The 12,882-nt window shown below is 60.3% G+C and carries 10 protein-coding genes; 6 read left to right on the forward strand and 4 right to left on the reverse strand.

The features are described from left to right. The first annotated feature begins 159 nt into the window (after positions 1-159). The 6 genes from ACZZ0B_RS14300 to fabI are packed head-to-tail and all read left to right on the forward strand — an operon-like array spanning position 160 to position 8,355. Entirely contained in the window at positions 160-1,992 is a 1,833-nt protein-coding gene (locus ACZZ0B_RS14300; protein WP_463545545.1) for an extracellular solute-binding protein, read from the forward strand. Beyond that, positions 1,989-3,830, forward strand: a complete 1,842-nt coding sequence (locus ACZZ0B_RS14305; protein WP_463545546.1) for an extracellular solute-binding protein — start codon at positions 1,989-1,991, stop codon at positions 3,828-3,830. The genes ACZZ0B_RS14300 and ACZZ0B_RS14305 overlap by 4 nt, the downstream gene beginning before the upstream one ends. A gap of 4 nt (positions 3,831-3,834) precedes the next feature. Then, positions 3,835-4,908 carry a microcin C ABC transporter permease YejB gene (locus ACZZ0B_RS14310; protein WP_008088514.1) on the forward strand — a complete coding sequence of 358 codons (1,074 nt, stop codon included), beginning with the start codon at positions 3,835-3,837 and terminating at the stop codon, positions 4,906-4,908. Between the two features lies 1 nt (position 4,909). After that, the gene (locus ACZZ0B_RS14315; protein WP_064390489.1) at positions 4,910-5,929 is read left to right on the forward strand and encodes an ABC transporter permease; all 1,020 of its coding nucleotides are present in this window, start codon (positions 4,910-4,912) and stop codon (positions 5,927-5,929) included. A 1-nt stretch (position 5,930) separates the two neighbouring features. Then, positions 5,931-7,541, forward strand: a complete 1,611-nt coding sequence (locus tag ACZZ0B_RS14320) for an ABC transporter ATP-binding protein (RefSeq protein ID WP_440096169.1) — start codon at positions 5,931-5,933, stop codon at positions 7,539-7,541. 19 nt (positions 7,542-7,560) lie between these two features. Further along, on the forward strand, positions 7,561-8,355 hold the full coding sequence (fabI, locus tag ACZZ0B_RS14325) for an enoyl-ACP reductase FabI (protein ID WP_007910591.1): 795 nt from the start codon (positions 7,561-7,563) through the stop codon (positions 8,353-8,355). Between the two features lie 190 nt (positions 8,356-8,545). Here fabI and ACZZ0B_RS14330 read toward each other — a convergent pair whose 3' ends face one another. The 4 genes from ACZZ0B_RS14330 to ACZZ0B_RS14345 form a co-directional block, all read right to left on the reverse strand. After that, complete coding sequence (locus ACZZ0B_RS14330; RefSeq protein WP_038366049.1) at positions 8,546-9,511, reverse strand: GGDEF domain-containing protein; 966 nt, start codon at positions 9,509-9,511, stop codon at positions 8,546-8,548. 62 nt (positions 9,512-9,573) lie between these two features. Next, the gene (locus ACZZ0B_RS14335; RefSeq protein WP_008088506.1) at positions 9,574-10,152 is read right to left on the reverse strand and encodes a hypothetical protein; all 579 of its coding nucleotides are present in this window, start codon (positions 10,150-10,152) and stop codon (positions 9,574-9,576) included. 1 nt (position 10,153) lies between these two features. Then, positions 10,154-12,316 carry a xanthine dehydrogenase family protein molybdopterin-binding subunit gene (locus ACZZ0B_RS14340; RefSeq protein ID WP_463545547.1) on the reverse strand — a complete coding sequence of 721 codons (2,163 nt, stop codon included), beginning with the start codon at positions 12,314-12,316 and terminating at the stop codon, positions 10,154-10,156. A gap of 19 nt (positions 12,317-12,335) precedes the next feature. Further along, positions 12,336-12,791: a (2Fe-2S)-binding protein gene (locus tag ACZZ0B_RS14345; protein ID WP_003224136.1), complete on the reverse strand. Its 456-nt coding sequence runs from the start codon at positions 12,789-12,791 to the stop codon at positions 12,336-12,338. Between the last annotated feature and the right edge of the window lie 91 nt (positions 12,792-12,882).

Consider the following 12,882-nt stretch of genomic DNA (forward strand, 5'->3'; position numbering starts at 1 on the left):
CGCAGCCTTCGGCAGCTCCTACAAGGATCCATGTAGGAGCTGCCGAAGGCTGCGATCTTTTTTGCGCATTAACCCCGCATTAACCCGCATCTTTTTCCTGTCCAGACAAGCTGTTACTGTACGGCCCACAAAGCCCAAGCCGCCTGGATCAGATCTGACTTGAAGCGTCCCCTCCTCCTGCTCCTGATCAGCCTGGCCTTGAGCTCAACCGCAAGCGCGACGATTACCGAAAGTCACGGTTATGCGCAGTTCGGCACGCTCAAGTACCCGGCCAGATTTACCCACTTCGACTGGGTCAACCCGCAAGCGCCCAAGGGCGGTACGTTGCGGGTGATGGCGTTCGGCACCTTCGATACGGTCAACCCGTACACGTTCAAAGGCACCAGCCCGGTGACCACGCCGAATTTCCTCCAGTACGGCATCAACGAGCTGAACGAGCCACTGATGGTCGGCACCGGCCAGTATTCACCCTCCGGTGACGAACCCGCGTCCAGCTACGGCTTGATCGCGCAATCGGTGGAGTACAGCGAAGATCGCAGCTGGGTGGTGTTCAATCTGCGCCCCGAGGCGCATTTTCACGACGGCACGCCGATCACTGCTTATGACGTGGCGTTCTCTTATCGAACGCTGCTCAAGGACGGTCATCCGCTGTACCGCACCGCCCTGCAGGAAGTATTGCGCGTCGACATCCTCAACAAACAGCGCATTCGATTCGTGCTGAAGCGTTCGGGCAACCCGCTACTGATCCTGCGTCTGGGTGAATTGCCGGTACTGCCGCAGCATTACTGGAAAGGCCGCGACTTCAAGGCCACCACGTTCGAACCGCCACTGGGCAGCGGCCCCTATCGCATCACCTCGGTGACGCCGGGCCGGCAGTTGATTTTCGAGCGGGTCAAGGATTACTGGGGCAAGGACTTGGCGGTCAATCGCGGCAAGTACAACTTCGATCGCATGGAAGTCGAGTTCTACCGTGACAGCGATGTCGCCTTCGAAGCGTTCAAGGCCGGCGAGTTCGACATCTACATCGAGCATCAGGCGAAGAACTGGGCCAACGGCTACAACTTCCCGGCGATTCGCCGTGGCGACGTGATCAAGGCGCAGATCCCGCATCAGATCCCGACCCAGAGTCAGGGCCTGTTCATGAACACCCGCCGCGCGACATTCTCGGATGTCAAAACCCGCGAAGCGCTAGGCCTGATGTTCGATTTCGAGTGGACCAACCGCGCGCTGTTCAGCGACGCCTACAAACGTACCACCAGTTACTACCCGAACAGCGAATTCAGCGCCAGCGGCCTGCCAGTCGGGCACGAATGGCTGATGCTCAAGCCGTACAAGGAGCAACTGCCGGCCAAGCTGTTCACCGAGCCGTTCACCCTGCCGAAAACCGACGGTCGCGGCATTCCCCGGGAAACCCTGCGCAAGGCGCTGGCCTTGCTCGGCGAGGCCGGCTGGAAGCTCAATGGTCAGCGCCTGCAAAACGCTGCCGGCCAACCGTTGCGGTTCGAGCTGCTGCTGGTCAATCCGAACCTGGAACGCCTCTACCAGCCCTACATCGAGAACCTCAACAGCATCGGCATCGACGCGCGCCTGCGCACCGTGGATCGGGCGCAGTACAAACAACGCCTCGATCAATTTGATTTCGACATGATCTCGATGACGCTCAACCAGACCCTCAGCCCGGGCCTTGAGCAGTGGCAGTACTTTCACTCCAGCCAGGTCGGAGTCAAGGGCAGCAAAAATTACGCGGGCATCGCCAACCCGGTGGTCGATCACCTGCTCGAACAGTTGCTTGCCGCGCGCACTCGCGACGAGCAGGTCGCCGCTGGCAAGGCGCTCGACCGCGTGCTGCTCTGGCAGCATTACAGCATTCCCAACTGGTACCTCAATTATCACCGTCTGGCCTACCGCAACCGGTTGGCCTTCGTCACCACGCCGCCCTACACCCTGGGCCTGAGCGCATGGTGGCTTAAGTCTTCGGAGAAAGATCGATGAAACCCATCCGCGCCCTGCTCGTGCAGGCCAGCGGCTTGCTGTTCGCCGGGCTGGCCTTTGCCGCCCCGCAACACGCCGTGACCCTGTACAACGAGCCGCCGAAATACCCGGCCGATTTCAAGCATTTCGATTACGTGAACCCCGATGCGCCCAAGGGTGGCGTCTTCCGTCAGGCCGGTTTTGGTGGCTTCGACAGCCTCAACCCGTTTATCAGCAAAGGCGTGCCCGCCGATGACATCGGGCAGATCTACGACACGCTGACCAAGCACAGCCTCGACGAGCCCTTTACCGAATACGGCTTGATCGCCGGCAAAATCGAAAAAGCCCCGGACAACAGCTGGGTGCGCTTCTATCTGCGCCCCGAAGCGCGTTTCCACGACGGCCATCCGGTGCGCGCTGACGATGTGGTGTTCAGCTTCAACACGCTGACCAAGGAAGGCTCGCCGATGTTTCGCGGCTACTACAACGACGTCGCCGAAGTCATCGCCGAAGACCCGCTCAAAGTGCTGTTCAAGTTCAAGCACAGCAACAACCGCGAACTGCCGCTGATCCTCGGCCAACTGCCGGTGTTGCCAAAACATTGGTGGGCCGATCGTGATTTCACCAAGGGCAACCTGGAAATTCCGCTCGGCAGCGGCCCGTACAAGGTCGCCGAAGTGAAGGCTGGTCGCTCGATACGTTACGAGCGGGTCAAGGATTACTGGGGCAAAGACCTGCCGGTCAATCGCGGTTTCTACAACTTCGACACGATGACCAGCGATTACTACCGCGACAACACCGTTGCCGTCGAAGCGTTGAAGGCCGGGCAGTTCGATTACTGGCTGGAGATGACCGCGAAAAACTGGGCCAACGCTTACAACATCCCGGCGGTCACCGAGGGGCGCCTGATCAAGGAACAGATCGCCAACAGCAACCCGACCGGCATGCAGGGTTTCGTCTTCAACCTGCGTCGCCCGCTGTTTCAGGATGTGCGCGTGCGTCAGGCGCTCGGCCTGCTGTTCGATTTCGAATGGACCAACAAGCAACTGTTCAACGGTGCCTACTTCCGCACCCGCAGCTATTTCGAGAACTCGGAAATGGCCGCCACCGGCCTGCCCGACGCCGATCAACGGGCGATCCTCGAGCCGTTCCGCAGCAAGCTGCCGGCGCAGGTATTCAGCGAAGCGTTCGAGAACCCGAAGACCGACGCCAGCGGCATGATCCGCACCCAGCAACGCGAGGCCTATCAGCTGCTGCAAGAGGCCGGCTGGAAGATCGTCGACGACAAAATGGTCGATGCCACCGGCAAACCGGTAGTCATCGAGTTTCTCCTCGCGCAGACCGAATTCGAACGCGTCTTGCTGCCGTTCAAGCGCAACCTCAGCGACCTCGGTATCGACCTGGTGATCCGTCGTGTCGACGTTTCGCAGTACATCAACCGCGTGCGTTCGCGGGACTTCGACATGATGGTCGGCAGCTTCCCGCAGTCCAACTCGCCGGGCAACGAGCAGCGCGAATACTGGATGAGCGCCGCCGCCGACAAGGCCAGCAGCCGCAACACCATGGGCCTGAAGGATCCGATCGTCGATCAACTGGTCGAGAACCTGATCAATGCCGACTCGCGCAAAAGCCTGGTGGCCCACGCCCGTGCGCTGGATCGTGTGCTGCAATGGGGCTACTACGTAGTTCCCAACTGGCACATCAAGACCTGGCGCGTGGCTTACTGGAATCACATCGGTCACCCGAAGGTCTCACCCAAATACGACATCGGCATCAACACCTGGTGGGTCAAGCCTGACGCGAAACCGGCGATAGAAGTCGAAACCAAACTGCAAGCCGACCCTGTGGGCACGGAGTAATCAGATGCTGGCGTATATTTTTCGGCGACTGCTGCTGATCATCCCGACGCTGTTCGGCATCTTGCTGATCAACTTCGTGATCATTCAGGCCGCGCCCGGTGGCCCGGTGGAACAGATGATCGCCAAGCTCGAAGGCTTCGAGGGCGCCACCAGCCGCATTGCCGGCGGCGGTGCCGAGGTGTCGGTGGCGGGTTCGTCCTATCGCGGCGCGCAGGGTCTGGACCCGGCGCTGATCAAGGAAATCGAGCACATGTACGGGTTCGACAAATCGGCCCCGGAACGTCTGTGGATCATGGTCAAGAACTACGCGAAGCTGGATTTCGGCGACAGTTTCTTCCGCGACGCCAAGGTCATCGATCTGATCAAGGAAAAGATGCCGGTGTCGATCTCGCTGGGGCTGTGGAGCACGCTGATCATGTACCTGGTGTCGATCCCGCTGGGGATCGCCAAGGCCACGCGGCACGGCAGCCACTTCGACGTGTGGACCAGTTCGGCGATCATCGTCGGTTATGCGATCCCGGCGTTCCTGTTTGCGATCCTGCTGATCGTGGTGTTTGCCGGCGGCAGTTATCTCGACTGGTTTCCGTTACGCGGGCTGACCTCGAACAACTTCGATGAACTGAGTTTCGGCGGCAAGATCCTCGATTACTTCTGGCACCTCGCGTTGCCAGTGACGGCGCTGGTGATCGGCAACTTCGCGACCATGACCCTGCTGACCAAGAACAGCTTTCTCGATGAGATCAACAAACAGTACGTGGTCACCGCCAAAGCCAAAGGCCTGACCCGTCATCGCGTGCTCTACGGCCACGTGTTCCGCAATGCGATGTTGCTGGTGATTGCCGGATTCCCGTCGGCGTTTATCGGTATCTTCTTCACCGGCTCGCTGCTGGTGGAAGTGATCTTCTCCCTCGACGGTCTCGGCCTGATGAGTTTCGAAGCGGCGATCAACCGCGATTACCCGGTGGTGTTCGGCACCCTGTTCATCTTCACCCTGCTCGGGCTGGTGGTGAAACTGATCGGCGACCTCACTTACACCCTGGTCGATCCGCGTATCGACTTCGAAAGCCGGGAGCATTGAGATGAACCTGTCCCCTCTCAACCGCCGCCGCTTCGAACTGTTCAAGGCCAACAAGCGCGGCTGGTGGTCGCTGTGGCTGTTTCTGATTCTGTTCGGGCTGAGCCTCGGTGCCGAACTGATCGCCAACGACAAGCCGCTGGTGGTGCATTACGACAACAACTGGTACTTCCCGGCGATCAAGCGCTACCCGGAAACCACCTTCGGCGGTGAATTCCCGCTGGAAGCCAACTACAAGAGCCCGTACATCCGCGAACTGCTCAAGGCCAAGGATGCGTGGGTGTTGTGGGCGCCGATTCCCTATAACTACCAAAGCATCAACTACGACCTGAAAGTCCCGGCGCCGGCGCCACCGTCGGCGGACAACCTGCTCGGCACTGACGATCAGGGCCGCGACGTGCTGGCGCGGGTGATTTACGGCTTCCGCATTTCCGTGCTGTTCGCGCTGACCTTGACCGTGTTGAGTTCGATCATCGGCGTGATTGCCGGCGCGTTGCAGGGTTTCTATGGCGGCTGGGTCGATCTGGCCGGGCAGCGTTTTCTCGAAATCTGGTCGGGGCTGCCGGTGTTGTACCTGCTGATTATTCTGGCCAGTTTCGTCCAGCCGAATTTCTGGTGGCTGCTGGGGATCATGCTGCTGTTCTCGTGGATGAGCCTGGTCGACGTGGTGCGCGCCGAGTTCCTCCGGGGTCGCAACCTTGAATACGTGCGCGCGGCGCGGGCGCTGGGCATGCAGAACGGCGCGATCATGTTCCGCCACATCCTGCCCAACGCGATGGTCTCGACCATGACCTTCATGCCGTTCATCCTCACCGGCGCCATCGGCACCCTGACCGCGCTGGACTTCCTCGGTTTCGGTTTGCCGGCCGGCAGTCCGTCGCTGGGTGAATTGGTCGCCCAGGGCAAATCCAACCTGCAAGCGCCGTGGCTGGGCATGAGTGCCTTCGCCGTGCTGGCGTTAATGTTGAGTTTGCTGGTGTTTATCGGCGAGTCCGCTCGCGATGCCTTCGACCCGAGGAAGTGAAATGAATCAGGACAATCTGATCGAAGTGCGCGACCTCGCCGTCGAATTCGGTTTCGGCGAGCGCGTACACCGGGTCGTTGAAGGCGTGAGTTTCGACATCAAGCGTGGCGAAACCCTGGCGTTGGTTGGCGAATCCGGCTCGGGCAAATCGGTTACGGCGCACTCGATCCTGCGCCTGCTGCCCTACCCGATGGCCCGTCATCCGGCCGGCAGCATCAATTACGCCGGGCAAAATCTGCTGGGGATGAGCGAAAAGACCATCCGGCATATTCGCGGCAATCGCATCGCAATGATTTTTCAGGAGCCGATGACCTCGCTGAACCCGCTGCATTCGATCGAGAAGCAGATCAACGAAGTGCTCGGCATCCACAAGGGCCTGACCGGTAAAGTCGCGACCAAACGCACTTTGGAGCTGCTGGAGATGGTCGGCATCCCTGAGCCGCACAAGCGCCTCAAGGCCCTGCCCCACGAATTGTCTGGTGGCCAGCGCCAACGGGTGATGATCGCCATGGCCCTGGCCAACGAGCCGGAACTGCTGATTGCCGACGAGCCGACCACGGCGCTGGACGTGACCGTTCAGCTGAAAATTCTCGATTTGCTCAAGCAATTGCAGGCCCGATTGGGCATGTCGCTGTTACTGATCAGTCACGATTTGAACCTCGTGCGAAGAATTGCGCATCGCGTATGTGTCATGCAGCGCGGTTGCATCGTCGAACAGGCATCGTGCGCAGAGCTGTTCCGTTCGCCGCAGCATCCGTACACTCGGGAATTGCTCGGCGCGGAGCCCAGCGGAGGCCCGGCGAGCAATAAAATCGGCGCGCCGCTGCTAGAGGTCGAGGACCTGAAAGTCTGGTTCCCGATCAAGAAAGGCCTGCTCAAACGCACGGTGGATCACGTCAAGGCAGTGGACGGCATCAATTTCAGCCTGCCTCAGGGTCAGACTCTGGGGATTGTCGGCGAAAGCGGTTCCGGCAAATCCACGCTGGGTCTGGCGATTTTGCGGCTGATCGGCAGCAAAGGCGCGATCCGTTTTGAAGGCAAGCAGCTAGACTGCCTGACGCAGAACGAGGTTCGCCCGTTGCGTCGGGAGATGCAGGTGGTGTTTCAGGACCCGTTTGGTAGCCTGAGCCCGCGCATGTGTGTCAGTGACATCGTTGGCGAAGGCCTGCGGATTCACAAGATGGGCACCGCCGAGGAGCAACAGGCGGCGATTATTGCGGCATTGAAGGAGGTAGGTCTGGATCCGGAAACCCGGCACCGCTACCCCCACGAATTTTCCGGTGGGCAACGGCAGCGAATCGCCATTGCCCGGGCCTTGGTGCTGAAACCGGCGCTGATCCTGCTGGACGAGCCGACCTCCGCGCTCGACCGGACGGTGCAGCGGCAAGTGGTGGAGCTGTTGCGTTCACTGCAAGCCAAGTACAACCTGACGTATTTGTTTATCAGCCATGACCTGGCTGTCGTCAAAGCGCTGAGCCACCAGTTGATGGTGGTCAAGCATGGCCAAGTGGTCGAACAGGGAGACGCGCAAAGTATTTTTGCCGCCCCCCAACATCCGTATACACAGCAGTTGCTGGAAGCCGCTTTTTTGGCACCAGCCACTGCGCAATAACCTGAAAGAGGAGCAACACATGGGTTTTCTCGCCGGTAAGCGCGTACTGATCGTCGGTGTCGCCAGCAAGCTGTCCATCGCATCCGGCATCGCTGCCGCCATGCATCGCGAGGGCGCTGAGCTTGCCTTCACTTATCAGAACGACAAACTGAAAGGTCGTGTTGAAGAATTCGCCCAAGGCTGGGGTTCGAGCCCTGAGCTGTGCTTCCCGTGCGACGTGGCCAGCGATGAAGAAATCGCCAAGGTCTTCGAAGCACTGAGCAAGAAGTGGGACGGTCTGGACTGCATCGTCCACTCCGTTGGTTTCGCCCCGGGCGACCAACTGGACGGCGACTTCACCGAAGCCACCACCCGTGACGGTTTCCGCATCGCGCACGACATCAGCGCCTACAGCTTCGTGGCCCTGGCCAAAGCCGGCCGCGAAATGATGAAAGGCCGCAATGGCAGCCTGCTGACCCTGTCGTACCTGGGCGCCGAGCGCACCATGCCTAACTACAACGTAATGGGCATGGCCAAGGCTTCGCTGGAAGCTGGCGTACGTTACCTGGCCGGCTCCCTGGGCCCGGACGGCACCCGCGTCAACTGCGTATCGGCTGGCCCGATCCGTACCCTGGCAGCCTCGGGCATCAAGAACTTCCGCAAGATGCTGGCCGCCAACGAAGCGCAAACTCCGCTGCGTCGCAACGTCACCATCGACGAAGTCGGCAACGCCGGCGCCTTCCTGTGCTCCGACCTGGCGTCGGGCATCAGCGGCGAAATCATGTACGTCGACGGCGGTTTCAACACCACCGCCATGGGCAACATCGAAGAGTGATCTTCGCTTAGCCGATAAAAAAACCCGCCTCTTCAGGCGGGTTTTTTATGCCTGCTATTTCTTGAACAACCCAAATCCCTTGTAGGAGTGAGCCTGCTCGCGATAGCGGTGGGTCAGCCAATGAAGAGGTTGAATGTGCGGACGCAATCGCGAGCAGGCTCACTCCTACAGGGGATCTGCGGTGCATTCACTAACAACGCTTCAGGGCCTGCTTGTGCGCATACATCGCCCCATCGGCGTCGGCGAGCAGGCGATCCACGGTTTCGTGGCGTTTGCCGTCGTACTCGATCTGCCCAACACTGAAGCGAATCGCATAACCCCGGTGCAGCGTGGCATTACGCTCTTCAAGGATCTCCTTGAGCCGCGCCATGATCGCGTTGGTTTCGATATGGCTCGACCCCGTCAGCAGCGCGACAAATTCATCGCCGCCCAAGCGCCCGACCACATCACTCTCGCGAAAGGCTATACGCAACACATCAGCAAAGGTCTTCAGCGCACTGTCGCCCTCGGCATGCCCATACAGATCATTGATCTGCTTGAAATCATTCAGGTCAAAAAACAGCAACGTCGCCGGCCGCTCCAGCCGGGCGCACGCGTCCAGCGCATGCTGCGCCAGTTGCTTGAAGCCGCGACGATTGGACAGCAACGTCAACTCGTCCATGCTCGCCATCTGCACGGCGGTCAGCTCTTGCTCGGCCATTTCCGCGAGATCACGCAACAGCGCGCGTTCCTCATCGTCGAGTTCACGGGGCTTGGTGTCGATCAGGCACAAGGTGCCCATTTTATTGCCATTGGGCACGGTCAGCGGATAGCCGGCGTAAAAGCGAATATTCGGTTCGCCCGTGACCAGCGGATTGTCGTGGAAACGCACGTCCTCGCGCGCATCGGGCACCAGCAACAAATCGTTTTGCAGAATCGCGTGGCCGCAGAACGACACATCCCTCGACGTTTCGGTGGCGTCCAGGCCCACGCAGGACTTGAACCATTGCCGATCCTTGTCGACCAGCGTCACCAGCGCGATCGGCACATTGAACAGGCGTTTGGCCAAGCGCGTCAGCCGATCAAAACGCTCCTCCGGCGCCGAATCAAGCAGATCGAGCCCGTGCAACACCTGAATCCGCGCAGCTTCATTGGCAGGTTTTCCTGGAACCAGCATTCGTACACTCCATTGTCATCAATGCACTTGAGCGTAGCGCAAATCAGCGAGGCTTCACCCCGTCAGATCCCCGCCACCGGACACGGCCCGCCGGCATCGGCCCAGAGCTTGAATTGCGCGACGAAAATATCGTGCGGCACCGGCACCGGCGCGCGCCCTGCCCCGGGATTCCAGCCCCAGAGCACCAATTTATCCTCACTGACGTGTTTGATCAGCGCGGCGAAGTCGCGATCGCCATTGCTCGAACGGTCCTTGATCATCGCGCAAAGCTTGTCTGGCGGCAGGCCAATCCAGGCCATTTTGTGCGACGCCGGCGGCAGGCTCCAATGCGGCGCACCCGGCGGTGCGTGCGGGCCGTAACTGGCCGGCGGATTGTTTTCTGCGTGACAGGTTGCACAGGGCAAACCGGCCGCCCCCTTGCCGTCCATGCCGCGCACCACGTTCATGGCGTGGGGGATGCCAGCGTCGAACTGCAATGGCGAATCACCAGGAATGTGGCAATTCTGGCAACGCGGACTCTGGAAGACTTTCTGCACCGTGCCGAAGGCTTTCAAGGCCTCCTGATCCTCCGCGAACAAGTCTGACGCATAACCGCCGAGCCCCAGCAGAATCACCGTCCCCAACAACAGATGTCGTTTCATCTCACACCCCCGACAGTTGCAGTGGCAGTTCACGCAAGCGTTGCCCGGTCAGGGCGAACACCGCGTTGGCCACCGCCGGTGCGGTCGGCGGCACACCGGCCTCGCCGATGCCGCCGGGTTTGTCGCTGCTGGGCACGATGTGCACTTCGACCACCGGCATCTCGTTGAGCCGCAGCACCTGATAATCGTGATAGTTGGACTGCAACACCGCGCCGTCCTTGAGCGTCAGTTTGCTGTGCAGCGCCATGCCCAGGCCGAAGGTGATGCACGACTCCATCTGCGCAGCGATGCTCTGCGGGTTCACCGCAATCCCGCAGTCCACCGCGCAAACCACGCGGTGCACACGGATCGCCAGATTGTCCTGCGACACCTCGGCGACCTGCGCGACGTAGCTGCCGAATGATTCGTGTACGGCGACGCCGAGGGCATGACCGTCCGGCAACGGTGCTTTCCAGTTGGCTTTCTCCACCGCTAGATTCAGAACGCTTAAATGCCGTGGATGATCCTTGAGCAAGGTGCGTCGGTACTCGACCGGATCCTTACCGGCCGCCGTGGCCATTTCATCGATCAGCGACTCCATGACGAAACCGGTGTGGCTATGGCCCACCGAGCGCAGCCACAACACATTGATGCCGGTCTGCGGCGAATGCAGATCGACCTGATGATTGGCCAGGCCTTTGACGTAAGGACTGTCTGATACGCCCTCGACCGAAGTCGGGTCGATGCCGTTCTTGACCATCGTCGCCTCCATCAGCGTACCGGTCATGATCGACTGCCCGACCAGCACGTGTTGCCAGCTCGAGGGCAAACCATCAGCGCCCAAACCGATTTTCGCCTGATGCAAGAACATCGAACGGTAATAACCGCCACGAATATCGTCTTCGCGCGACCACACGGTTTTCACCGGCATCGCCGCGGCTTTCGCCACTTGCACCGCTTCAGCGACGAAATCCGAGGTGGGGTTGGCCCGGCGTCCAAAACCACCGCCGAGGAATTCAGTGTGGATTTCCACCTGCTCCGGCTTCAGCCCGGTGATCTTGCCGGCGACCATTTGATCGAGGGTCTGAAACTGCGTGCCGGTCCAGATTTCGCATTTTTCAGCGCTGATCTTCACTGTGCAGTTGAGCGGCTCCATCGGCGCGTGAGCCAGATACGGCACGCTGTATTCGACATCAATCTTCTTCGCCGCTTTGCCAAAACTGCCCTTGGCATCGCCGGCCTGACTGGCAGAAGTGCCTTGTGTCGTGGCCAGTTTGCGGAAACTTTCCAGCAGTTTTTCACTGCTCAGATCGGCATGCGGGCCCAAGTCCCAATCAACTTTCAGCGCATCCCGGCCCAATTTCGCCGCCCAATAATGATCGGCAATCACCGCGACACCGGTCGGCACCTGCAGCACTTTTTGTACGCCGGGTATCGCCAACGCCTCGGCGCCTTCGAACGATTTGACACTGGCGCCAAACACCGGGGCACGCGCGACCATCGCCGTCATCAGTCCTTCGAACTGCACATCCATGCCGAACTTGGCGCGGCCGGTGATTTTCTCCGGGGTGTCGAGGCGCTTGGTCGGTTTGCCGATGACTTTCCAGTCTTTGGCTTCCTTGAACGTGATCGACTTCGGATCCGGCACCGGCAGTTGCCCGGCGGCATCCGCCAATTCGCCGTAAGTGGCGCGTTTGTCGCCAGCAATCACCACACCGGATTCAGTGCGAATCGTCGAGGGCGCCACTTCAAAACGCTTCGCCGCTGCTTCAACCAACATTTGCCGAGCGGTCGCGCCCGCCAGTCGATAGCGATCAAACTCCATCCAGGTCGACGTCGACCCGCCGGTAATCTGCATGCCGCCAAACCCCGGCATGCCGTAATCCGCCGCCGATGCGGGGGAATGCTCGACGTGGATTTTCGACCAGTCAGCGTCCAGCTCCTCGGCAATCAACATGGTCAGGCCGGTCCAGATGCCCTGGCCCATCTCCGAATGCCCGAGCAGCACGGTGACGCTGTTGTCCGCCGCGATGCGCAAGAACGCATTCGGCGCAAAGACCTTGCCTTCGTTCTCGGCGGCATAGGCAAACTTGTGCCCGCCAGGGACGACAAACGCCACCACCAACCCACCGCCCAACACGGCACTGCCTTTAAGAAAACCCCGACGCGATACAGGAGTGTTCATCGTCTATCTCCCCACCAAATCAGCCGATTTCCGAAGCACGCTTTACTGCCGCGCGGATTCGGGGATAGGTGCCGCAGCGGCAGATGTTGCCGGACAGCGCTTGATCGATATCGCTGTCGGTGGGTTTGGGGATTTTCGCCAACAATGCGGCAGCAGACATGATCTGCCCCGACTGGCAGTAACCGCACTGCACCACGTCGAGTTCGGCCCAGGCTTGCTGCACCGGGTGCGAACCGTCGGTGGACAGGCCTTCGATGGTGAGGATTTTCTGCCCGTGAGCCACGGCGGTCGCGGGCGTGATGCAGGCGCGCAGCGGCGCCCCGTCAACATGCACGGTGCAGGCCCCGCACTGGGCCATGCCACAGCCGAATTTGGTGCCGGTCAGGTGCGCGACATCGCGCAGGACCCAGAGCAACGGCATGTCCGCGGGGACATCGAGCTCCTGATCCTTGCCATTGATATTCAAGGTCAGCATCGGGGAATTTCCTCAGACTCACGGTGTTCTGAAGGGGCGCCGCTGTGGCCAGCAATGCCTACGCGCGCCTCGGCTTATCCCTTTCAGCAAA

It is taken from the genome of Pseudomonas sp. AC247 (assembly GCF_979258015.1).